18 protein-coding genes and 1 tRNA gene are annotated in these 23,741 nt (G+C 62.9%); 7 read left to right on the top strand and 12 right to left on the bottom strand.

The window, feature by feature from the left end:
* Positions 1-128: 128 nt before the first annotated feature.
* The 4 genes from glpC to ACT5M9_RS01905 all read right to left on the bottom strand — a co-directional run bounded on the left by glpC (position 129) and on the right by ACT5M9_RS01905 (position 5,096).
* A complete protein-coding gene (gene glpC, locus ACT5M9_RS01920; protein WP_457978349.1) occupies positions 129-1,331 on the bottom strand; it encodes an anaerobic glycerol-3-phosphate dehydrogenase subunit GlpC in 1,203 nt (400 codons plus the stop codon).
* A 103-nt stretch (positions 1,332-1,434) separates the two neighbouring features.
* Positions 1,435-2,700: a glycerol-3-phosphate dehydrogenase subunit GlpB gene (gene glpB, locus ACT5M9_RS01915; protein ID WP_457978351.1), complete on the bottom strand. Its 1,266-nt coding sequence runs from the start codon at positions 2,698-2,700 to the stop codon at positions 1,435-1,437.
* Positions 2,697-4,364: an anaerobic glycerol-3-phosphate dehydrogenase subunit A gene (gene glpA, locus ACT5M9_RS01910; protein ID WP_457978352.1), complete on the bottom strand. Its 1,668-nt coding sequence runs from the start codon at positions 4,362-4,364 to the stop codon at positions 2,697-2,699. Before glpA ends, glpB begins: the two co-directional genes overlap by 4 nt.
* 276 nt (positions 4,365-4,640) lie before the next feature.
* Positions 4,641-5,096, bottom strand: a complete 456-nt coding sequence (locus ACT5M9_RS01905) for a YchJ family protein (protein ID WP_457978354.1) — start codon at positions 5,094-5,096, stop codon at positions 4,641-4,643.
* Positions 5,097-5,220: 124 nt separating this feature from the next.
* Between ACT5M9_RS01905 and ACT5M9_RS01900 the strand changes: the two genes are divergently transcribed.
* The 4 genes from ACT5M9_RS01900 (at position 5,221) to ACT5M9_RS01885 (ending at position 10,451) form a co-directional block, all read left to right on the top strand.
* The gene (locus ACT5M9_RS01900; RefSeq protein ID WP_457978355.1) at positions 5,221-6,888 is read left to right on the top strand and encodes a methyl-accepting chemotaxis protein; all 1,668 of its coding nucleotides are present in this window, start codon (positions 5,221-5,223) and stop codon (positions 6,886-6,888) included.
* 105 nt (positions 6,889-6,993) lie between these two features.
* Positions 6,994-8,205 (top strand): ROK family protein, encoded by a 1,212-nt coding sequence (locus ACT5M9_RS01895; protein WP_457978357.1) that lies wholly within the window; start codon positions 6,994-6,996, stop codon positions 8,203-8,205.
* Positions 8,202-9,785, top strand: a complete 1,584-nt coding sequence (locus tag ACT5M9_RS01890) for an ATP-binding protein (RefSeq protein ID WP_457978359.1) — start codon at positions 8,202-8,204, stop codon at positions 9,783-9,785. The genes ACT5M9_RS01895 and ACT5M9_RS01890 overlap by 4 nt, the downstream gene beginning before the upstream one ends.
* Positions 9,786-10,451: a response regulator gene (locus ACT5M9_RS01885; RefSeq protein WP_457978361.1), complete on the top strand. Its 666-nt coding sequence runs from the start codon at positions 9,786-9,788 to the stop codon at positions 10,449-10,451.
* Positions 10,452-10,581: 130 nt separating this feature from the next.
* Here ACT5M9_RS01885 and ACT5M9_RS01880 read toward each other — a convergent pair whose 3' ends face one another.
* The 6 genes from ACT5M9_RS01880 to ACT5M9_RS01855 form a co-directional block, all read right to left on the bottom strand.
* Positions 10,582-12,111, bottom strand: a complete 1,530-nt coding sequence (locus ACT5M9_RS01880) for a tripartite tricarboxylate transporter permease (protein WP_438548319.1) — start codon at positions 12,109-12,111, stop codon at positions 10,582-10,584.
* Positions 12,112-12,120: 9 nt separating this feature from the next.
* Positions 12,121-12,582, bottom strand: coding sequence for a tripartite tricarboxylate transporter TctB family protein (locus ACT5M9_RS01875; protein WP_438548318.1), 462 nt, complete (start codon positions 12,580-12,582; stop codon positions 12,121-12,123).
* 41 nt (positions 12,583-12,623) lie between these two features.
* A complete protein-coding gene (locus ACT5M9_RS01870) occupies positions 12,624-13,589 on the bottom strand; it encodes a tripartite tricarboxylate transporter substrate binding protein (protein WP_457978363.1) in 966 nt (321 codons plus the stop codon).
* Positions 13,590-13,820: 231 nt separating this feature from the next.
* Positions 13,821-15,362 carry an MltF family protein gene (locus ACT5M9_RS01865; protein ID WP_457978365.1) on the bottom strand — a complete coding sequence of 514 codons (1,542 nt, stop codon included), beginning with the start codon at positions 15,360-15,362 and terminating at the stop codon, positions 13,821-13,823.
* A gap of 180 nt (positions 15,363-15,542) precedes the next feature.
* Complete coding sequence (locus tag ACT5M9_RS01860; protein ID WP_457978367.1) at positions 15,543-17,228, bottom strand: aspartate:alanine antiporter; 1,686 nt, start codon at positions 17,226-17,228, stop codon at positions 15,543-15,545.
* A 774-nt stretch (positions 17,229-18,002) separates the two neighbouring features.
* Positions 18,003-18,078 (bottom strand) — tRNA-Asn (locus tag ACT5M9_RS01855).
* 132 nt (positions 18,079-18,210) lie between these two features.
* Between ACT5M9_RS01855 and uvrB the strand changes: the two genes are divergently transcribed.
* The 3 genes from uvrB to ACT5M9_RS01840 all read left to right on the top strand — a co-directional run bounded on the left by uvrB (position 18,211) and on the right by ACT5M9_RS01840 (position 21,265).
* The gene (uvrB, locus tag ACT5M9_RS01850) at positions 18,211-20,223 is read left to right on the top strand and encodes an excinuclease ABC subunit UvrB (protein ID WP_457978369.1); all 2,013 of its coding nucleotides are present in this window, start codon (positions 18,211-18,213) and stop codon (positions 20,221-20,223) included.
* Positions 20,220-20,477 (top strand): YkvA family protein, encoded by a 258-nt coding sequence (locus tag ACT5M9_RS01845; protein WP_438548313.1) that lies wholly within the window; start codon positions 20,220-20,222, stop codon positions 20,475-20,477. Before uvrB ends, ACT5M9_RS01845 begins: the two co-directional genes overlap by 4 nt.
* A gap of 134 nt (positions 20,478-20,611) precedes the next feature.
* Complete coding sequence (locus tag ACT5M9_RS01840; RefSeq protein WP_457978370.1) at positions 20,612-21,265, top strand: DedA family protein; 654 nt, start codon at positions 20,612-20,614, stop codon at positions 21,263-21,265.
* An 84-nt stretch (positions 21,266-21,349) separates the two neighbouring features.
* Here the strand turns inward: ACT5M9_RS01840 and dsbB are convergent, their stop codons facing one another.
* Together dsbB and nhaB are read right to left on the bottom strand one after the other, a co-directional pair.
* Complete coding sequence (gene dsbB / locus ACT5M9_RS01835; RefSeq protein WP_457978372.1) at positions 21,350-21,871, bottom strand: disulfide bond formation protein DsbB; 522 nt, start codon at positions 21,869-21,871, stop codon at positions 21,350-21,352.
* Between the two features lie 85 nt (positions 21,872-21,956).
* Entirely contained in the window at positions 21,957-23,531 is a 1,575-nt protein-coding gene (nhaB, locus tag ACT5M9_RS01830; protein WP_457978373.1) for a sodium/proton antiporter NhaB, read from the bottom strand.
* Positions 23,532-23,741: the final 210 nt, after the last annotated feature.

Below are 23,741 nucleotides of genomic sequence, written 5' to 3'. Positions count from 1 at the left end.
TCCATAAGGCAAATGTGCAGTATTTATTTCTTATACCAACGCCTGTGCCAGTAGATGGATGGGATGCTCGCAGCGGGGGATGGATGTGCTCATCTTGTCCCCCATAGGCCAGTTCTCATCCATACCCGTCAGGCCAGTGCCTGGGCCAGCAGATGGATGGGGTGCTCGCAGCGAAACGCCGTGCTCATCTCTATCTGCCACTTGCAGGTCTCGCAGTCGGTGATGACGAGATCAGGTTTGAGGCGATTTATCTGATCAAACAGCCCTTCGCCGATGGCCTGGCTGGTCTGGTAGTTCTCCGATTTGAAGCCGTAGGTGCCGGCGATACCGCAGCACTGGGAGTCCAGCACCGTCACCTTGACCCCGGGAATGGCGCGCAGCAGCTCGAGTGTGTAGATGACGCCCCCCATCTTCTCCATGTGGCAGGGGGTGTGGTAGGCGATGTGAAGGCCCAGCGGTTTCATGGCCGGCTTGTTGCCACGGTAGAATTCGTTCCACAAAAAACGCGTCACCAGCGAGATGCGATCCCGCACCTTGCGGTTGTCCTGCTCCAGCAGGTGAGGGTATTCGTCCCTCAGGGTGAAGCCGCAGGTGGAGGAGGTGGCCAGGAGCTGCATCTCGTTGCCGAGCAGGCTGTTTTCCATCTGCTTGATATTGAACGCCGCCTGCTGTTTGGCCTTGTCCATGAAGCCGTTGGCAATCAGCGGCACGCCGCAGCACTTCTCCCGCTCCAGCAGTTGCACGCCGATGTTCATGGCGTTGAGCACCTGCACCAGCTCCTTGCCGAGCTGCGGGTGGTTGTAGTTCACATAGCAGCCGTGGAAGTAGGCGATCTGGCGCTCATAGCTGGCTTGGGTGGCCTTCTGCTTCTTGTACCAGCCACGGAAGGTGCCTTGGGAGTATTTGGGCAAGGCGCGGTGGGAGGAGACGCCGAGGGCCTTGTCCAGCACCTGCTTTACGGGCTTGAGACCGGTGGTGAAGTTGACCACAGGGGCCATCAGGGTGGACATGCTGCCCATCAAATCGGTATGGGAGAGCACGAACTCGCGGATCCCGGGCTTGATGCCGCCGTACTGGTGCTTGGCCTTGGCGATAATGTCGCCGATGCGGACCCCGCTTGGGCAGGCCACCTCGCAGCGCTTGCAGTTGGTGCAGTACTTGAGGGCGCTGTCAAACAGCTCAGGGCTCTTGATGCGCAGCCGCTCGCCGTCGGGGCCGGCCTGTTTCGGGCCCGGATAGGCGGGATTGGCCTTGGCCACAGGGCAGTAGGCGGTGCAGACGGTGCATTTGATGCACTGATCGAAGGTTTGGTTGGCGTGATCCAGTAGCATGATTTACTCCTCCCTGGCCGGATTGGCAGCATAAATGGCGCGGCAACGGGATGATGGGTAGGGCAGTTGACTGCCCTCGGTGACATGGGAAAGGGCTGTCATCTCAGATGCCCGTCAGGATATGGCCGGCGACTTGCCAGCCGGTGGCGACGGCGACCCCAGAGCCGGAACCCTCTTTCACCGGGTCATAGTGGGCCAGCACGCTGCCGGCCCCATAGAGGTTGGCGAGCGGCTTGCCGCCGCGCAGCACCCTGAGTCGATCGTCTGTCTTGACCCCGAAGCCCATGAAGGGGTGGTGGTCGAACAGACGGCGACCGGCCCAGGCGTCGCGCTCCGACAGGCTCAGCACGTCGGCGTCGAAGATGGGCTCGCGAATGCCGCCGAGACGCGACTCCAGACCCCGGCTGAAGAAGCTGCCGGAGGCGAGCACGAAGTGCGCCGCCTCGAATAGCTGATCGTCTCCGTTCTGGCTATGGACACCTATCACCCTGTCCCCCTCGTAGCGGGCGCCCAGCACCCGCTCACTGGTGAGGAAGGTGCCGCCAAGGCGCTGGAAACGGCGCTTGAGCGCCTCCTGCATCCGCATGCCGATGAGGGACGGCGGCATGGTGGCGACTTCGCGGATGGTGCAGCCGGTGAGTGTCTCGAGCTCCGCCAGACGCGGGCCGACCAGCCCCAGGGAGAGGCAGGCGGGCAGCACCAGCTGGCGGCAACCGGGCTCGCCACTCTCTCGCACCATGCGGGTTAGCTCGCGGGCGAGATCCGCCAGCAGGCTCGGCTGTCTATCAAACAGGCGGGCAATATCGGCGGAGCGAAACTCGTGGGGGTTGCGGCTGAATTCGCCGAGCTGGGGCAGATCCAGTTCGCCAGTCAGGATGCGGCAGTGGGCGAAGCGGGGCTGGGTAGCGAGATTGGCCGCCGCCAGCGCCGGGTGAAAGTCGCGAAATCCACTCAGGGTGGCCAGCAGCAGGCTGTCCGGGACCGGGGCCTCGGTGACGCAGGCGCAGGTCGCGGGGGAGAGCCAGGTGCGCTTGAGAGTGCCGATGGGGGTGATGCGCAGATGGTTGTGCTCCTCGCGATAGAGGGGCAGCCCCTCTTCGGCGCAGTGGCGTTGCAGGGCGTCCAGGCTCGCCATGATGTTGGGGAGGCCGACCTTGGCATAGGGGTGCTTCGGCCGCTCGGCCATCAAGGCGGGCAGGGCGGTGCGGGGATCCCCGTCGCTACCCAGCAGGTCGACGGAGCCGGAGGAGAAGTGCAGGGCGCTCTGGCCCGAGGCCATCAGCAGGGTCTTCTGACCCGCCTCGGCCAGGCGCAGGGCGGCGGAGAGGCCTGCCATGCCGCCACCTATGACTATGGTATCGAATCTCATGATGGCTCTCCTTGAGTGGAAGGAATGGGCTGTCCAGACAGGTCAGGGGAGGGAACCAGCTGGGGAGCTGTCCATTCGCCGAGGCCAAAGAGCCCCTCGTAGATCCAGTAGGTAAACTCGGTCTCCCGCAGGGCATCGCCCCAGAGCACGGGGCGGGTGCCCTTGTGGCGCTCCTCCAGGAACTGGCGCAGCATGACGCACGCCTCGCGGCCATCGGCCTTGCCGTACTCCTGCATCAGGCCGGCGGCGCGATAGGCACACAGCTCCCCCTGACAGGGACCCATGCCCAGACGCGTGCGGCGGCGCAGATCCACCAGGTTGTCGACGTCGAGCTCACGCAGGGCGTATTCGATTTCGCCGGCGGTCACCATCTCACACTCGCAGATGAGGGCGTTGGCCCTGGGGTTGTCCCGGAAAAACGCTATGACCCGCTCGCCGTGGCGATACTGGGCCGAGCCCTCGACCGGGGCGCTGAGGCCGGGGGCCGAGACCTTCTCCGGCTCCCGCGAACCCGGCAGGGAGAGCTCGGCGGTGCGGCAGGGCCGGCCGTTGCCAAGCTTGTTGGCGACGAGATCCGTGGCCCATTCGGCCATCAGTCGGTAGGTCATCAGCTTGCCGCCCGTGATGGTGTTGAAACCCTTGAGACCGTCCCGCTCGGCATGATCCAGCAGCACTATGCCGCGACTGATGTTGCGGCCGGTGTCGTCGCCGTCCACCGCCACCAGGGGGCGGACCCCGGCATAGGCGCGCAGCAAGCGGGTGCGGGCCATCACGGGGGCGAGCTTGATCCCCTCCCGCAGCAGCACCTCGACCTCCTCTGGATCCACGCTCAGCTGATCGATCTTGTGGTAATCGATGCGGCTGGACGTGGTGCCGATGAGGGAGATGGTGTCGCCAGGTACCAGGATGTCCGCGTCCGCCGGTTTGCGCGCCCGGTTGAGCACCATCTGGTTGATGCGGTAATCCATGATGAGCAGGGAGCCCTTGGCCGGGAACATACGGATGCCGAGGTCCGCGTATTCGCAGATCTGCTGGCCCCAGATACCGGCGGCATTGATCACCTCCTGACACTCCACCTCGAACGCCTCGCCGGTGCGGGTGTTGATGGCCTTGACCCCGTGCACCCTGTCCTGGGTGCGCAAGAGCCCCAGCACATTGCTGTGGGTGAAGATGCGGGCGCCGTGCTCTTTGGCGTCCAGTACGTTGGCGGCGGCGAGGCGGAAGGGATCGACGGTGCCGTCGGGCACGCGTATCGCGCCGATCAGCGCCGGGTTCACGTTGGGTTCGAGGCGCAGGGCCTCGCGGGGATCCAGTTGCCGGGTGTCGATGCCGGCCTGGGCGCAGGCGCTCATGAAGGTGGCCTGAAAGCCGATGTCATCTTCCGGCAGGGTGACGAAGAGGCCGCCTGTGTCCTCGACGCAGTGGCTCGCGATCCGCTTGAGGATGCGGTTCTCTGCGATGCATTCGCGGGCGGACTCCTGATCCGTCACCGCATAGCGGGCGCCGGAGTGGAGCAGGCCGTGGTTGCGGCCCGTGGTGCCGGCGGCGATGTCGTCCCGCTCCAGCAGGATGCAGTCGATGCCCCGCAGCGCGCAGTCGCGCATGATGCCGGCGCCGGTGGCACCACCGCCAATGATGACGACTTCCGTGGTTATTCTTTTCATTCTTGCCCGTCTCATCTCTTCCAGATGGGGCCAGTGTGGCGCCTTTGGGGGCAAAAATGTTTGATATGGGCCAAGTTAATGTTCGCAAACGCTCATAAATATCGGGTGTATGAGCAATTTGTGATTGTTATCACACTCAAGAAACGACAAAGGGGCCTGGGGCCCCTAGGGGTTGGCCTCAAAATAGGCCAGTCTGGTTGCGGTTTATGCTGTCTCTATTCTGTTTTGCTCATGGCTTTGGCTGATGATGGTTGATTTTACCGCGCATTGAACTGCCTAGCCGCAGCACTTCTTGAACTTCTTGCCGCTGCCACAGGGGCAGGGATCGTTGCGGCCCATCTTGAGGGGCGCCGGATCCTGCTCCCCGTCGGTGTAGACCCAGCGCCCTTGGTATCGCACGAAGCGGGAGCGCTCGTGCAGGCAGTGGCGCTCGTCCCCTTCCACGAACCAGGCCTTGAACTCCACCATGCCGATCTCGTCGGATGGCCCCCCCTGAGCGGCCAGGATTTCCAGCCCATCCCACCGGGTATCGGTCTGGGAGAGCTGCTCCGCCGTCAGGTCCCCCAGAAAATCCGGGTGCCAACTGTGCACCAGATAGTCGCCAAGCCCCAGCACGAAGGCGCTGTAGCGCGAACGCATCAGCTGCTCGGCGCTGAGGGCCGCCTGGCCGTGGTGAAGGAGGCCGCAACATTGGGGGAGAGAAAGTGCGCTACCGCAGGGACATGGGCTCATGGGTCAGTCAATCGGGTCGATAAATCAGGTGGCGGGATTGTAACGAAAGCGACCCCCCCTCGGCCAGCAGGTCGAACTGGTAGGAACGGAACACCCACATAAAAATGGCTAAAGGAAGTACAAGATGACACTGAAGCAGAAGATCCTGTTATTGGGCGCGCTTCCCGTGCTGCTGATGGCCCTGGTGGTCAATCTCAGCAACTATTTGATCTCCAAGAGTGATTTGGAGTCCGAATTGGTGATGGCCAGGGAGAAGGCGCTGTCGGAGCGCAAGGCACTGCTGAGCAGCTACCTGATGCTGGCCAAGACAGCCATCGAGAAGGAGTATGCCGCGCCGGACAGCCCACAGGCGCGTGAGCGGGTCAAAGAGATACTGCGCCCCCTGCGCTACGGCAGCGACGGCTACTTCTTCATCTATGACTTCCAGGGCAATACCCAACTGCTGCCCACTCGCCCCGACGCCGAGGGCAAGAACCGCTGGGAAGACAAGGATGCCAAGGGCACGCCCCTCATTCAGGGGATCATCAAGGCCGCCCGGGAGGGGGATGGCTATACGGAATACTGGACCAACAAGCCCTCCCTCGGCCGCGATGCCCCCAAGCTCTCCTACAACCTGCTGCTCGACAAGTATCAGTGGGTGGTGGGCACCGGCTTCTACATCGATGACATCGACAGCGAGCTGGCGACCCTGCGAGCCGAACGGGAACAGAACATGCACGCCTCCCTGCAGACCGGGGTGGTGTTGATCCTGCTGATCCTAGGGATCACCCTGGCGGCGACTGTGGCCATCGGCAACAGAGTCACCCGGCCGCTGGCAGAGGCGGTGTCGGCCCTCAACGACATCGCCGACGGGGACGGGGATCTCACCCAGCGCCTCAAGGTGCAGAGCAAGGATGAGGTGGGCCAGCTGGCCAGTGCCTTCAACCGCTTCGTCGAGCGCATCCAGTCCGTGGTGAGCCAGGTGGGGGAGACCAGCCATCAGCTGCTCAGTGCCGTGGAGAAGCTCCATCGCCTGAGCGAGCATTCGGACAGGCAGATGCGCGGCCACGGGCGTGAGACGGATCAGGTGGTCACCGCCGTGACCGAGATGAGCTCCACCGCCCAGGAGGTGGCGGCGAGTGCCTCCAACGCGGCCAGCGCCACCAGTGACGCGGCCCGGGAATCCGACGCCGCCCGGGAGGTGGTGGGCAGTGCCATCGGCAGCATCAACCGGCTGGTGGACGAGGTGCACGTCGCCGCCGGCGTCATCGAGCAGCTGGCTCAGGAGACCGGCAAGATTGGCTCTGTGGTGGAGGTCATTCGCGGTATCGCCGAGCAGACCAACCTGCTGGCCCTCAACGCCGCCATCGAGGCGGCCCGGGCCGGTGAGCAGGGGCGCGGCTTCGCCGTGGTGGCGGACGAGGTGCGATCCCTGGCCGGGCGCACCCAGCAGAGCACCAAGGAGATCAACGAGATGTTGCAGCGCCTGCAAGGGGGGGTGAAGCAGGCGGTGGAGGTGATGCAGGCGAGCGAATCCCGCAGCCAGGAGACGGTGCAGGAGGCGGGCCACATCGCCAGCTCCCTGGACAGCATGGTGGCGGCGGTGGGTACCATCAACGACATGAACATCCAGATCGCGACCGCCGCCGAGGAGCAGCACGCTGTCTCCGAGGAGATCAACAAGAACCTGGTGGCCATCCAGCAGATCGTCAGCGAACTGACCGAGGCGGCGGGGGAATCCACCACCACCACGAGGGCCCTGGCGGACACGGGCGATAAATTGCGCCAATTGGTCGCCCGCTTCCGTTACTGATCACATTTTTGCCATCTGGACGCCATGTCCAGATGGCAAATTTGGGGATCGACGCAGAATGTGTGAAAATCGCAACATTCGTTCTTTGCGTCAGTCCCCAAACCCATGAATGAGATCGTGAAAGGCAGTATCGATTTGATCCGTCAGCTCAACTACGGCCTGGTCTATGCCAGCCTGGAGGAGCACAAGGAGCTGTCCCGGACCGATCTGTCCCGCCTGACAGGCCTCTCGCCGGCCAGCATCACCAAGATCACCCGCGAGCTGCTCGATGGGGGCCTCATCGTCACCTGTGGCGAGAGCTCGGTGGGCCGTGGCCGTCGCCAGACCCTGCTTCGCATCAACGAGCGTCGCTTCCAGTTTCTCTCCATGCGCCTCGGCCGCGGCTATGTGGACATGGCCCTGTTCGATCTGGCCGGGCGCTCCCTCGCGCGCCATCGCCACCTGTTCAGCGAGACGGAGCGCGTGGATCTGCTGGCCAGCCTGATGCGGGCCATCGAGGGCTTCCTGCCGAAGAAGGCGCTGCGTCTGGCCTGCATCGCCCTCTGCCTGCCGGGGCAGGTGGAGCGCCACTCCGGCATGGTCAAGCACTTCCCTTATTACGATCTGCGCAACTGGCCGCTGGGGCCCACCCTGCAGGAGGCGTTCGAGGTGCCCGTGCTGGTGAGCGGCGACGTGCGCACCTGGATCCAGGCCGAGCGGGAGTGGGGCGCGGCCAAGAATTGCGCCGATGCGGTGCTGGTGTTCGTGCACAACGACATCGGGGTCGGCATGGTGGTCAACGGCCAGCTCATTGAGAGCGAGTCGGCCCTGCTCGGGGATCTCAGCCACCTGCAGCTCGAGCCCTATGGTCAGCGCTGCTACTGCGGTGGCTTCGGCTGTGCCTGCACGCTCGTGACCAATCAGGCGCTGGAGGCCCAGTACCGAGACCTGCGTGAGCGCATGCAGGAGCACGATCTGCCGGCGAACGTCAACATCCGCGAGCTGTGCGAGCTGGCGCTGGCGGGCAACAGCCTCTGTCAGGACATCCTGCACCAGGCGGCGGGGCGCCTCTCCCGGGTGCTCGCCAACCTCATCTGCCTGCTCAACCCGGGCAAGCTGCTGCTGGGGGGGGAGATCACCCGCGCCGATCGCCTGCTGTTCCCCATGCTGCATCAGTCCCTGGCGAGCCAGCTGCCCCCCGACTACCTGACGCGCCTGCAGATAGAGTCCACCCATTTCTACGAAGACCCCACCAAGCCCACCTCGGTGCAGGTGCACAAGGCCCTGCGGGACGGCAGCCTGTTGCTCGAGCTGCTGCGAGGCGACAAGGAAGCATGAAGCTCGGGTTGCAAGGACGCATCCTCTTCATGCTCTGTCTGGTCAGCCTCTTGCAGCTAGTGCTGCTGAGCGGGGCCAGCTACTACTATGTCGCCGAACAGCGCTATCAGGACGTGGGGGATCAGGCCCTCGACGTGGCGCGGCTGGTGGCGCGCGAGCCCGGCGTCATCGCCGGGGTGAAGCGCGCCGACACCGCCCGCCTCAACGTGCTGGTGGAGCGGATGCGGGGGGAGGTCGGTGCCAGCTACATCGTCATCGGCGACGTCGATGCCAGGCGTCTGGTGCACCCCAATGCGGACCGGCTCGGCAAACCCATGGTGGGGGATGATCCCGGCCGGGCCCTGGCCGGGGAATTCTACATCTCGCGGGCACAGGGATCCCTTGGCAGCGCGGTGCGGGGCAAGGGGCCCATCCGCGACGAGATGGGCAAGATCATCGGCGTGGTGTCGGTCGGCTATCTGGTGCGAGACATAGACGCCGATCTGCGCGGTTTCCTGCGCTTTGGCCTGCTCTGTACCCTGCTCATCGTGATCCTCAACAGCGCCGCCGCCGCCTGGCTGGCCCGGCGCTACAAGAAGGCCATCTTCGGCTTCGAACCCGAGCAGATAGGGCGCCTCTATGCGGAGCTCGACTGCACCCTGCGCACGGTGCGCGAGGGGATCCTCACCATCGACGAGCAGGGCAGGCTCACCTCCATCAACCCCAACGGCATCCGATTGCTGCGCCTGGATGAAACCGTTGCCAGGGCCGCCATCGGTCAACCCATCGGCCAGCTGCTGCCGGGCAGCCGCATGCTCTCCATCTTGCAGGAGCAGAGCCCCCAGTTTGACGAGGAGATAGTCCTGAACGGCCAGCCCCTCATCGTCAACCGCCTGCCCCTGGTGCAGGAAGGTCGCCTCATCGGCGCCGTGTCGAGCTTTCGGCGCAAGGACGAGCTCGCCGAGCTCAGCGCCCAGCTCTCCCAGGTGCAGGCCTACAGCGATCTGCTGCGGGTGCAGACCCACGAACACAACAATCAGCTCGGCACCATAGCCGGCATGATAGAGCTGGGTGCCACCCAGGAGGCGCTCGCCTTCATCGGGCGGGAGGCCGCCACCGAGCAGACCCTGCTCAGCTTCCTGATGGGGGCCATCGGCAAACCCAAGGTGGCGGGGCTGCTGCTTGGCAAGTATCACAGGGCCCATGAACTGGGGCTGGTGCTTATCGTCGACCCCGATGCTTGCCTGCAGGACATCCCCGCCAGGGTGAGCGGCTCCCAGCTGGTGACCCTGCTTGGCAACCTCATCGACAATGCCTTCGAGGCGACCCGTCGCCACGGCGCCCCCTATAGTCCCATCCGGGTGGCCCTGAGCGATCTGGGGCAGGATCTCATCCTCGAGGTGGAAGACGGGGCCGGCGGGGTGGATCCCGCCCTCGCGGACACCTTGTTCGAGCACGGGGTGAGCAGCAAGGCCGAGCCCGGCCACGGCATCGGCCTCGCCCTGGTGCGCAAGACCCTGGATGCCCTGCAGGGGACCATCACCATCGAAGCCACGGCGCAGGGAAGTTGCGTCGTCTGTTACATTCCAAAGGAGGTGTGAGTGATCAAGATCCTGATCGTCGAGGACGATCCGGCCATCGCCGAAATCCACCGCCGCTTCGTACAGCGGCTGCCCGGGTTTGACGTGCTGGGGGTGGCGCTCACCCTGTTCGATGCGAGGGAGCAGATCGCCATCCTCAGGCCCGATCTGGTGCTGCTGGATGTGTGGCTGCCGGACGGGGAGGGCTTCAGCCTGCTGCGCGAATTGCGCCAGGCCGGCGCCGGCCTCGACGTCATCTTGCTCACCGCCGCCCGGGAGGCGAGCGCCCTGCAGGAGGCGATGCGCCTCGGGGTGGTGGATTTTATCTTGAAACCCGTGGTGTTCGAGCGGCTGCGAGACACATTGGAGAAGTATCGCCAGAGCATAGCGGCCCTGGCGGCATTGGCGGACATCGATCAGCAGACGGTGGATGCCCTGCTGGGTACCCCCTTGCAGCAGGTGGCGGCCGCCGGTCTGCCAAAGGGCATAGACGGGCTCACCCTGCAGCGGGTGCTGGCCGCCTTGGCCGCCGAGGGAGCCAGCGCCGAGGAGATAGGCGCCAGGGTCGGGGTGAGCCGCACCACGGCGCGCCGTTATCTGGAGTTTCTGGTAGGCCAGCAGCTGGCGAGCCCTGAGCTCGAATACGGTACCGTCGGGCGGCCGGAGCGGCGCTACCGCAAGCAGTGATCCAAGAGGTGTTGCTGCGTCCAGACAAGAAAAGAGCGCCTGTTGGCGCTCTTTTTATTCGCATCTGCTTCCACCATCAGGGGCTCTGCTCATCATGGGTAGGGTTCAGAGGCGGCAGAGTCTCATCGATTCAGTGGCTGGTGGCCGGTTCCCCCTTGGGGGCCTTGCGGGCCTGCCACCACTGCCAGGCCGGCAGCAGCAACATCACCAGGGTCACCAGGGTGAAGCCCAGGGTGATGGGTCGCTCCCACAGGAAGCTCAGGGAGCCGTCGTTGATGACCAGGGCGCGGCGCAGGTTGTCCTCCAGCATGCCACCCAGGATGAAGCCGAGCAGCATGGGGGCCATGGGGAAGTCCAGCAGGCGCAGGCCGATGGCGATGAGGGCCACCAGTGCCATCACATAGATGTCCATGGTGTTGAAGGAGACCAGATAGACCCCTATCAGGGAGAACAGCAGCACCATGGGGATGAGCACGGGGCGCGGCACTTGCAGGATCTTGGCGAGATAGGGGATGAGCGGCAGGTTCAGGATCAGCAGCACCACGTTGCCCAGATACATGGAGATGATCACGGACCAGAACACGTCCGGGTGCTCCATGAACAGACGCGGGCCCGGCTGGATGCCGTAGGCGATGAGGGCGCCCAGCATCAGGGCCGTGGTGCCTGAACCCGGGATCCCCAGGGTCAGCAATGGCACGAAGGCACCGCTGGAGGCGGCGTTGTTGGCGGCTTCCGGGGCGGCGACACCGGTGAGGCTGCCCTTGCCGAACTCATCCTTCTTCTCCTTGCGGGCCAGGTTGCGCTCGGCGCCATAGGCCATGAAGGAGGCGATGGTGGCACCAGCTCCCGGCAGGACGCCGATGAAGAAGCCGAGTACCGAGGAGCGGGCGATCGGGGTCGCTATCTCCTTGACCTCATCCTTGCTCAGCTTGAGGGAGCCGAGCTTCTGGATCTGCTCCGCCTCTTCGGCGCGGGAATCCTTGCCGGGGCGCAGCACCGTCATCAGGATCTCCGCCAGGGCGAAGGTGGCCATGGCCAGCAGCAGGAAGGAGAAACCGTCCCGCAAGTCCGGCAGGCCGAAGGTGAACCTGTCAACCCCGACGCTGCGATCGATGCCGACGGTGGAGATCATGATGCCGAACAGGGCCATGATCAGCGCCTTGAGCACCTGCCCCTTGCCGGCAAAGGCCGCCACCGCCGACAGCCCCAGCACCATGAGGGCGAAGTAGTCCGCCGACTGGAAGGAGAGGGAGACCTTGGCGAGCAGGGGCGCCGCCACCATCAGGAAGATGGCCGACAGGGTGCCGCCGACGAAGGAGGCGTAGGCGGCGATGGCCAGCGCCTTGCCCGCATAGCCCTTGCGCGCCATGGGATAGCCGTCGATGGCGGTGATCATGCTGGCGGAGCAGCCCGGGGTGTTGATCAGGATGGAGGCGGTGGAGCCGCCAAACATGGAGCCGTAATAGACACCGGCCATCAGAATGATGCCGGAGGCCGGATCCAGCCCGTAGGTGATGGGGATCATCAAGGCGATGGCGGTGACGGGTCCGAGACCCGGCAACATGCCGATGAAGGTGCCGACGAAGCAACCGACCACCACCATGAAGAGGTTGATGGGCATCATGGCGGTGCCAAGCCCTTGCAAGATTCCGTCTAACATGGGTTCTCCTTATCCCAGCAACTGGGTGAACAGCCGACCGGGCTCGAGATAGACATTGAGCCCCTTGGTCAGCAGGGCCCAGAAGATGAGGGTGAAGGGCACGCTCACCTTGCAGGCGAAGGCGAGGCTGGGTTCACCCATGAGCCGGATCCCGGCGATGAGGAACAGGGTTGTGGCGACGAGGAAGCCGAGCCAGGTCAGGGCCACGCCATAGACGATCATCAGGAGGAGAAAGGCGAACACCAGTCGCCAGTTGCCGGACTCTTTTTGCAGCCGCTCGCCGCCCGGGGAGGCCATCAACAGCAGGGAGAGCACGACGCCGACGCCGGCCAGGGCATAGGGCAGGGTGCTGGCGGTAAAGGGTTCATATTCGTCCCCCGGGTAGCCCGGGATCTGGGTGGCGTGATAGCCATAGGCGAGGGAGAGCAGCAGAAACAGCAGCCCCCCGAACCTTTCCTTGGTCAGTTGCATAATGACTCCAATGGGCGGGCGAGCCCGCCACGGGGTTGGGATTACTTGATGAAGCCGAGCTCGCGCATCAGGCCGCCGATCTCCTGCTCCTGGCTGTTGAGGAAGGCGGTGAACTCGGGGCCGGCCTGATAGCTGTTGGTCCAGTTGTTGCGCGCCCGGACCACTTCCCACTCCGGCTTGTCATACATCTGCTTGAGCAGGGCGGCGAACTCGGCGGATTTCTCGGCGCTCACGCTGGGGGAGGCGAAGTAACCGCGCCAGTTGGCAAAGACGGTGGGGTTGCCCTGCTCGCTGAAGGTGGGTACCTCTTTCGCATCCGGCATGCGCTCGGCAGCCGTCATGCCGAGGATCCGCATCTGACCGGACTTGACCGCCTCCATCGCCTCGCCAAAGCCGGTGGAGAGCACCTGGGTTTCCCCCGCCAGCACCGCCGCCATGGCACTGCCGCCGGCATCATAGGCCACGTAGCGCAGCTTGCTGGCATCGGCCCCCGCATTCTTGAAGGTCATGGCCGCCACCAGGTGGTCCAGGCTGCCGCGGGCGGAGCCGCCGGCGATCTTCACCTTGGCGGGGTTCGCCTCATAGGCCGCCAGCAACTGGGGCCAGGTCTGATAGGGGGAGTCGAGCGGTACGGCCAGTGCCTGGTAGTCGGCGATGATGGCGGCGACCGGGGTGAGATCCCGGAAGGATTGCGGCAGTTCCTTGGAGAGGGATTTGACGATGATGGGGGTGGAGTTGACCATGAGCGTCTTGTCGGATTGCGCCGAGGTCTCGATCAGGTGGGCGATGGCCTTGGCGCCACCTCCGGCGGAGATGTTCTGGAAGGAGGCGGTGGTGATGAGGCCGGATTTGGTCAGCGCCTCGCCGGTGCCCCGTGCCGTGTTGTCCCAGCCGCCGCCTGCACCACCGGGTATCAGGAAATGGATCTCGTCTATCTTGGCCTGCACGCCGAGGCTGGCGCCCAGCAGGCAACAGAGCAGGGTGCGTTTGAAGATTCCTTGCAACATGGTGTTCTCCTTGTGATTGTTGCGAGGAGGTTAATTAATCATGTCTGTCTGGAAAACAATCTGGCCGTAATGGTTATTAAGGCTGTTCTGGCCATTTTGTTCATTCTGGCCACGGCCTTTTTCGACGCTATCACTGCTGGATGTCGTATTGGCGAGGGCAAAGAAGGGCGGGGCTCCCTTGTGATAGGGAGCCCGCCCGATGACCTGATGTGATGGGATGGCCAGCGTGTCTCAGCTCTTGCCGGCCCCTGAGACAGGTTCCGCCGCTTTCTCCTGGTCTGGCTCCGTCTTCTGAAGGGCCTCGGTGGCCTTCTGCCTGAGGGCCAGCTGCTCCATCACCAGCTTGTAGGCGATGTAGTACTTGTAGATGTTGCCCACATAGGTGACCGTCTCCGGCCCTATCTTCTCCGCCGCCACGTACTCCACGTTGTGGAACCAGATGTTGGGATCCAGCCCCCGCTTCTTGGCCTCGGTGCGCAGCCTGGCCACCCGGGCGGGGCCCGCGTTGTAGGAGGCGAACGAGAAGAGCGCCTTGTCGAGAGCCGTCATGGGCTCGTCCGCATAGTAGTGATCTATCATCCAGCGCATGTATTTGACGCCACCGTGGATGTTGGGTTCGATCTGGCGGATATCACCCACCTTCAATCCCTTGCCGGTGGCGGGCATGATCTGCATGATGCCGATGGCCCCCACATGGCTGCGTGCCTTCTGGTTGAGGGCCGACTCCTGATAGCCCTGGGCGGCCACCAGCAGCCAGTCCACGTCGTATTTCTCGCCGTATTCACGAAACAGCTCGACCACCTGCAGGAACTTCTTGCGCTCGGCCTCGGCGGCGGCGCTCTTGACGAACTTGTTCTGCTTGAGATAGCGCGCCAGTATGGCTTCGCCGGTGGCCTTGCCCCGCAAGGCGCCAATCTGCTCGTTGAGCATGGCGAGCAGCTGGGTACTCTCCTTGCGTACCGCCCAGGCGATGATGCCGCCGTCGCGGAAAACAGGCTCTTCATGGATGGTGATCTTGGGGAAGATCTTCTGCCAGAAGCGGGCCTTGTGCTCGTCCATGACGATGAAGGGCAGCAGACCCGCGTTCACCATCTCCACCAGATCCTCGTCCTCCAGCACCTCGGAGGCGGGCTTGATGTCGATGAGGGGTTCCCCTGCCGCCTTGCGCGCCGCGTTATAGGCCAAGAGGCTGTCGTAATAGCTGGAGGAGGGTCTCACATAGACGCTCTGCCCTCCAAGATCGGCGGCGCTCGCCACCTTGGGAGAGTGGGGCCCCGAGATGAGCAGCTCGCGCACGTTCTCGATCAGGGGGGCGGAGAACTCCACGCCCTGCTGCTTGCGTTTGTCGGTGATGGTGAGGTTGGCGGCGGCGATATCCCCCTTGCCTGCGAGCAGGGCGGGGATCAGGGCCTCCCGGGCGACCGGGATGAAGACGAAGTGGACCTTGAGATTGCGCTTGGCGGTCTTGTTCTTGCGAAGCTGCTCGTTGAGGCGTTTTTCCACCTGTATGAAGGCGTCGTAGGTTGCTCCTCGCTGCACGCCCTTGTAGATGAAGTAGCCGGTCTTGTTATAGGTCGTCAGCACCCGGATGGCTCGTCGCTCCAGCATGGCATCGAGATCCCCCAGCATGGGTTTGGAGAGCTCGTCACTGCCAAAACTCAGGGCGCTTTTATCCGTTTCCTCGTCTGTGGTTGCCTGTTTGTCTGCCTCGGCACTCCAGACGGGGCTCAGGGAGCAGAACAGCCAGATCATGACAATCCATAAGCGTTTCATACGTACACCTCACTCGTTTTATAGAGTGTAAGCGGCGACTCGGGGGGGATTTAGCTCATTGGGTTTGATTGGAAGTGCGCCATAGCACGGTTTCCACTATTCAAAATCCCGTGAGCGAGGCGGTTGCGGGCAGCAAAAAGGAGCCCTGAGGCTCCTTTTGCACGAGGTGTGGCCGCCGGGCTAGAACCAGAAGCCGATGATGAAGGAGCCCGCCAGGGTCAGCATGACGTTGGCCACCGCATAGGTGCCTGCGTAGCCGAGCGCCGGGATGGAGCTGTTGGCCGCCTCGTTGACCACGTCCATGGCCGGGGCGCAGGTGCGGGCGCCGGTGATGGCACCTAGCAGCAGGGCCGGGTTCATCTTCAATACCCAGACCCCGAACAGGTAGCCCACCAGCACCGGCAAGGTGGTCACCAGCATGCCGGAGAAGAGCACCACCATACCTACCTCGCTCAGGTGATCCAGGATGCCGCCACCGGCCTTGAGCCCCGTGCTCACCATGAAGACGGCGAGACCGAGATCCTTGGCCAGACGCAGGGCACCCGGCGGCACATAGCCTACTGTGGGGTGGTTGGCTCTGAGGTATCCCATCAGGATCCCCGCCAGCAGCAGGCCGACGGCGTTGCCGAGGCCGAACTCTATCTGGCCGAACACCAGGGAGACGGAGCCGATGAGCAGGCCCAGCACGAAGAAGGTGGTGAAGGCCACCAGATCCGTGGTCTGGCTATGGATACTGATGAAGCCGATCTTGTTGGCCAGCAGCTTGACTCTCTGCTTCTCGCCGCTGATCTGCAGCACGTCGCCCTTTTGCAGCATGATGTTGCGATCGAACGGCATCTCTATCTGGGAGCGCACCACCCGGTTCAGGAAGCAGCCCTTCTCGGTGAGGTTGAGCTCCACCAGATGGCGGCCCACCACGGCATCGTTCTTCACCACTATCTCTTCGGTGACGATCTGCAGGTCCAGCAGGTTGCGGTCGAACACCTCCTTGCCGTTGCGATAGTTGACGTCGAGCTTCTCGTGGCTCTCCGGGTAGCCCACCAGGGCGATCTCGTCCCCCTCTTGGATGACCGCATCCCCATCCGGGCTCGCCAGTATGCCGTTGCGACGAATGCGCTCCACGTAGCAGCCGGTGTGGGGGTAGATGCCGGTCTCTCGCAGGGTGCGGCCGCCGATCCAGGCGGCGAGCTCGGGGCCGACCCGGTAGGCGCGGATGATGGGCAGATAGGTCTTGCGGTTCTCGCTGTCGGAGAGCCCCCGCTCGCGGGCGATCTTCTGCGCCTCTGTATTGAGGTCGAGCCGTGCTAGGGCGGGCAGGTAGCGTACCACCAGCATCAGGCCCACCAGGCCCACCAGATAGGTCAGGGCATAGCCGATGCCCATGTTGTCGAGCACCGCCTGCATGTCGGTCTGATGGGGCAGGTTAAGCAGTCCGCTGCGCAGGGCATCCTGTGCCCCCACCAGCGCCGGCGTCGAGGTGAGGGAGCCCGCCAGGATCCCGGCCGCCATGCCGGGCCCCAGGTTGAAGAACTTGGCGAGCCCCACGGTGAGCAGCAGGGCGCTCAGCAGGATCACCAGGGTCAGGGTGATGTAGTGGATGCCATCGCGCAGGAAGACGCTGAAGAAGTGGGGGCCGGCCTCTATCCCCACACAGAAGATGAACAGCATGAAGCCGACATTTTCGGTGGAGGTGGAAAATTGAAAGCCCATCTGGCCGAACAGCAGGGCGGTGAACAGCACGCCTATGGTGTTGCCAATCTGGAAATTACCGATGCGTACCTTGCCCAGCAGCAGGCCGAAGGCCAGCACCACGAACAGCAGCAGGGAGTCGCTTTGATGCAGCAGTGTCACGAAATCTATGGTCATGCCCGGAAGAACCGAGGAAAAAAGTGGGGCCGATATTGTGCCGGATCCCTTGGCAAGAGAGAAGGGTCAAAGCGGTCTGGCAGCCAGTTAAGTGGTGGTTGACCGACCCGGGAGGGGGGATGACCGGGAACAAAGGGGGCAACGGTGATATTTCCCACTGCCTATCTCGCTGTCAATGGGTGATTCGTGCTGTCAGGGGGCATGGAGGTTTCCCTCCTGTGGACAATTTATTACCTGCTGTGAAGCGGAGGATTGGGGGCACTTTTCAGCATTTTTAACTGGTTGGGGAAAACCATGCACCCGGTGCATCCGCACCCCGGCGGGCAGAGGTGACCCATGGCCTCTGGCGTGGCGACACAAATGGGGCACCTGCCTGTCGCTCTGATCCCCAGGACCCCATTTAGGGGGGAGGACAAAAACAGGAGAAAATGGGGGGCGAGGCGTTTCCATCCGTCAGACCGGAGACAATTGCTGCCAACCTAGGCGCTGATTGGCTTTGCGTCACTTACCCACAGAATCTGTGGATAACCCTGTTCATGAAACTTGGCGATCAGGCTGCAGGCCGCGCCAATGCTGGGGTGCAAGGGCTGTTCAAAAAATACCTCCAGAAAAATCTTACTATAAAAATCATATAGTTATGCTCGACAGGAGAAAACGCTGTCGACGAGGAGAGGGGATTCGAAAGGAAGGATCGCCGAAGGGATCGGCTTGTGCATTAAAATTGGCAGAGGAAAGCACTAAAGTGGATAACTTGCACCGAGATGGTGAGGAAAGTGGCTCCCCCGACTGGACTTGAACCAGTGACATACGGATTAACAGTCCGCCGTTCTACCGACTGAACTACGGGGGAACATCAGGCAAGGAGACGCACTATACAGAGCTCGCCTGCCCGGGTCAATAGTCGTCTGGTCTGGCGGAGTGGATACCCAGATGCGCCAACTCGGGGTACACTTCTTTCTTGCTGTTTTTGCCGGGAGTCGTGATGAGCAAGTTATTTCAGTTGGCCAGCCAGTTTCAACCGGCGGGGGATCAGCCCGCGGCGATCGCCCGTCTGCTCGATGGCATCGAGTCCGGCCTCGCCCACCAGACTCTGCTCGGGGTCACGGGCTCGGGCAAGACCTTCACCATGGCCAACGTGATCGCCACCCTCAACCGGCCCACCATGATACTGGCGCCGAACAAGACCCTGGCCGCCCAGCTCTACGGGGAGATGAAGGAGTTCTTCCCCGACAACGCGGTGGAGTATTTCGTCTCCTACTACGACTACTACCAGCCGGAAGCCTATGTACCGACCACGGACACCTTCATCGAGAAGGACGCCTCCATCAACGATCACATCGAGCAGATGCGGCTGTCGGCCACCAAGGCGCTGCTGGAGCGGCGAGACGTGGTGATCGTCGCCTCCGTCTCGGCCATCTATGGTCTGGGAGATCCCCAGGCCTACCTCAGCATGATGCTGCACCTCAAGGTGGGGGACGTCATCAACCAGCGGGACATCCTGCGCCGTCTCGCCGAGCTGCAATACACCCGCAACGACGTGGCGTTCAGTCGCGGTACCTTCAGGGTGCGGGGGGAGGTGATCGACATCTATCCCGCCGAGTCGGACAAGCTGGCCCTGCGGGTGGAGCTGTTTGACGAGGAGGTGGAGCGCCTCTCCCAGTTCGATCCCCTGACCGGTGCCATCGAGCAGACTGTGGTGCGCTATACCATCTATCCCAAGACCCACTATGCCACGCCGCGCGAAACCATACTCGGGGCCATCGATCACATCAAGGAGGAGCTCAAGGGGCGCCGCGAGCAGTTGATGAGCCTGAACAAGCTGGTGGAGGAGCAGCGGATCAGCCAGCGCACCCAGTTCGACATCGAGATGATGCAGGAGCTCGGCTACTGCTCCGGCATCGAGAACTACAGTCGCTACCTGTCCGGGCGCGCCCCCGGCGAGCCGCCTCCCACCCTGTTCGACTACCTGCCGGGGGATGGCCTGCTCATCATCGACGAGTCCCACGTGACCGTGCCCCAGATCGGTGCCATGTTCAAGGGCGACCGCTCCCGCAAGGAGACCCTGGTGGAGTACGGCTTCCGGCTCCCCTCGGCACTGGACAACCGGCCGCTGAAGTTCGACGAGTTCGAGGCCCTGATGCCGCAGACTGTGTTCGTCTCGGCGACCCCCGGCCCCTACGAGCTGGAGAAATCCGGTGGGGACGTGGTGCAACAGGTGGTGCGCCCCACCGGCTTACTGGATCCCGAAATCGAGGTGCGCCCGGTGACCACCCAGGTGGACGATCTGCTCTCCGAGATCCGGCTGCGGGTTGCGGCAGAGGAGCGGGTGCTGGTCACCACCCTCACCAAGCGGATGGCGGAGGACTTGACCGAATACCTGGCGGATCACGACGTGCGGGTGCGCTACCTGCACTCGGACATCGACACCGTCGAGCGGGTGGAGATCATCCGCGACCTGCGTCTCGGCAAGTTCGACGTGCTGGTGGGTATCAACCTGCTGCGGGAAGGGCTGGACATGCCGGAAGTCTCCCTGGTGGCCATTTTGGACGCAGACAAGGAGGGCTTCCTGCGCTCCACCCGCTCCCTCATCCAGACCATAGGCCGGGCGGCCCGTAACCTCAATGGCAAGGTCATCCTTTATGGAGACACCATCACCAACTCCATGAAGGTGGCCATCGAGGAGACGGAGCGACGCCGCGCCCTGCAGCATGCCCATAACCTCGAACATGGCATCACGCCCAAGGGCCTCAACAAGTCGGTGGGGGATGTGATGGACATGGGGGGCAGCCGCTCGGCGGGCAAACCGGCCAAGGGCGCTCGCAAGGCCGCCGAGCCGCAAGGGGAGTACCATGCCCGCTCCGCCAGCGAGATCGCCAAGGAGATCAAACGGATGGAAGAGCAGATGTTCCAGCACGCCCGGGATCTGGAGTTCGAGCAGGCGGCCGCCATGCGGGATCAGATCCAGCGGTTGCGCAGCGAGTTGATCGAGAGTTGAGCGGCAAGCGCTGGCTTATCTGGCGGCGTCTGCGCCGCCTCTACTTCGGCTTTCGCCATCCTGCCACCCCCTGGTGGGCCAAGGGGCTGGTGATCCTCATCCTGCTCTACGGCATCAGCCCGGTGGATCTCATCCCGGATGTGGTGCCGCTGCTGGGTTGGCTCGATGACATCAGCCTGCTGCTGGTGCTGATCTGGGGCTGGGAATCCTGCCTGCCCACCGAGGTCAGGAAGGGGCTGGATGCCCTGGAGTAAGCGCCTCGTATCCTTCTCCTTGCGATGGCTCGCCATCAGCCCGCCATGCCATGGTTGAGTGCCCCCAGTTGCGGATTGTGGCGCTCAAGGCATTGGCGTAGACTCCACGCCGTTCACTTCATGAGTAAGAAAAAATGGATCTGATCCTGTTTGCGATTGACTTTATTCTGCACGTCGACGTGCATCTGAAAGAGCTGTTTGAAAACTATGGTGTCTGGGTATACGCCATCCTGTTTCTCATCATCTTCTGTGAAACCGGCCTGGTAGTGACTCCCTTCCTGCCTGGGGATTCCCTGCTGTTTGCCGCCGGTGCCCTCACCGTGGGCAGTGCGCTTGACGTGCACACCCTGGCCGCCGAGCTCATCGTCGCCGCCGTGCTTGGCAACGTGGTGAACTACACCATAGGTCACTTCTTCGGGGAGCAGCTGTTCCGCAACCCGGATTCCAAGATCTTCCGCCGGGACTATCTGGTGAAGACCCATGCCTTCTATGCCAAGCATGGGGGCAAGACCATCATCATCACCCGCTTCCTGCCCATAGTGCGCACCTTCGCCCCCTTCGTGGCGGGGATGGGGGCCATGACCTATCCGCGCTTCCTGGCCTTCAACCTGGTGGGGGGGCTCTTGTGGGTGCTCTCCTTCGTCTATGCCGGCCACTTCTTCGGCAACCTGCCTGTGGTACGCCAGAACTTCACCCTGCTGATCTTCGGCATCATAGGGGTGTCCCTGCTGCCCATGGTCATCGGCATGGTGAAAGCCAGACGTGGTGCGGGCAAGAGTGCCTCGTGAACGCATAGCGCGATCAACATAGTGCAATCAAAAGAAGAGGGAGCCAGTGGCTCCCTCTTCTTTGTGTTTTATTGCCTGCCTGACTCAGTTGCAGCAACGGCCCTTGACCAGGTTGCCGACGGCCACCACCACGAAGACCAGCAGGTAAGCGGCGAAGATGGCGATCAGCCACTGGGGCATGGAGAAGCTGAGGAACTGCCAGGTGATCTCGCTGCAGTCTCCGTCCGGGAAGAACAGCCAGGGGATCCACTGATCCAGCGGTGCCCAGCTCGGGAAGTCCACGAAGCCTTCGCACACGTTGAAGGGGGAGGGGTTCAGCTGGTAGTCCACATGTTTGAGCGCCAGTTGCAGGCCCCAGAAGGCGCTGTAACCCCACAGCAGCAGGGCGCTCCAACGCAGGTACCACCTCTGGGGGGAGACCATGCCGAGCAGGCCGGCCGCGAGCACGCCGAAGATAGCGATCCGCTCATAGATGCACATGACGCAGGGATGCAACCCCAGCCCGTGCTGGAAGAAGAGGGCGCATAACTCGAGGAACAGGGCAGAGGCGGCCAGCAGTCCCCACGCCAGCCGATGGCTGGCAATACGGCGAAGAAATTCGATCATCTGATTGATCTCACAGAGAAAATAGTGGCTGAATTAGAGCAGAGCCGGATCCAAAAGAAAAGGGCCCTCGTGGGCCCTTCCATCATCAATGTGCCGCAGGCAGCAGGGTGGGTATATCCGCTCCCTGTATCAGCCAGCCCGCCTGGTAAAACCATTCGGTGGCGGGGGCAAGCAGTTGCTCCACCGCGAAGAAGCCCACCAGCCCCAGTACCAGGGTGTAGGGCAGCGCCATCCACACCATGCGACCGTAGGAGAGACGCAGCAGGGGGGCCAGCGCCGAGGTCAGCATGAACAGGAAGGCGGCCTGGCCGTTGGGGGTGGCGACCGAGGGCAGGTTGGTCCCCGTGTTGATGGCCACCGCCAGCAGATCGAAGTGCTCGCGGCTGATGGCGCCGTTGAGCAGGGCTGTCTTCACCTCGTTGATGTAGACGGTGCCGACGAAGACGTTGTCGCTCACCATGGAGAGCAGGCCATTGGCGATATAGAAGAGGGCGAGCTGATCCTCGGGCTTGGCGGCCAGTACCCACTGGATCACCGGCTTGAACAGCTGCTGATCGATGATCACCGCCACCACGCTGAAGAAGACGGTGAGCAGGGCGGTGAAGGGCAGCGCCTCGTGGAAGGCCTTGCCGAGGGCATGCTCCTCCGTGATACCGGTGAAGGAGGTGGCGAGGACGATGACGGTCAGGCCGATGAGACCCACGGCCGCCAGGTGCAGCGCCAGCCCGGTGATGAGCCAGAGGGCGATCAGCGCCTGGACGATGAGCTTGGCCTTCTCTTGGGGGGAGCGCTGTGCGTCTTCGTCCCGCTCGTACTCCTCCATGATGCGGCGCACCGGCTCGGGCAGCCTGGTGCCATAGCCAAACCAGCGGAACTTCTCTACCAGCACGCAAGTCAGCAGGCCACAGATGAACACGGGTATGGTCACAGGTGCCATGCGGATGGCAAATTCACCGAAGTGCCAGCCAGCCTGCTCGCCGATGATGAGGTTCTGGGGCTCGCCCACCAGGGTGCAGACGCCCCCGAGCGCGGTGCCGATGGCGGCATGCATCATCAGGCTGCGCAGGAAGGCGCGAAACTCGTTCAGGTGCTGGCGGGTCAGCTCATCGATGCCCTCATCGTCATCGTGCAGATTGCCTGACTCCTCCTGAGAGGCCACCTTGTGATAGATGGCGTAGAAGCCGGTGGCGACGCTGATCACCACGGCGATCACGGTCAGCGCATCGAGGAAGGCGGACAGGAAGGCGGAGACCAGGCAGAACGCGAGGGAGAGCAGGGTCTTGGAGTGGATGCGCACCAGCATCTTGGTGAAGACATAGAGCAGTAGCTGCTTCATGAAGTAGATGCCCGCCACCATGAACACCAGCAGCAGCAGCACTTCGATGTTGGCGACCAGTTCATGTTTGATCTGATCGGCGGAGGTCATGCCGATGAGCACGGCTTCGATGGCCAGCAGGCCGCCGGGTTGCAGCGGATAGCACTTGAGCGCCATGGCCAGGGTGAAGATGAATTCGACGACCAGCAGCCAGCCAGCCAGGAAGGGATCAACGTGGAAGACGATCGGATTGATCAGCAAAAACAAGACGATGGCAATTTTGTACCATTTAGGGGCATTGCCCAAAAAGTTCCTTGCAAAAGCGTGCCCTAGGCTGATTGGCATAATGGTTGTTCTCTGTTCTGTTGTTGATATCTGCGTCTGTGCAGTCGAGCCAAATCGGCCCGAACATCCGGATATTCACCTTTATCAAATTGATTGCACATGATTTTAATCAAGGGAGCGCTAACTATAAATAACGCTGCGGTGCTTGCCCAGACGCGATGAGCATTTATCGCCCTGATGGGGTGTTGGTTGACACTCTCATGCCGAAAT

This window comes from Aeromonas sp. AE23HZ002T15 (genome assembly GCF_054165525.2).
The sequence above is the reverse complement of the archived record's forward strand: the minus strand, read 5'-3'. Positions and strand labels throughout refer to the sequence as shown.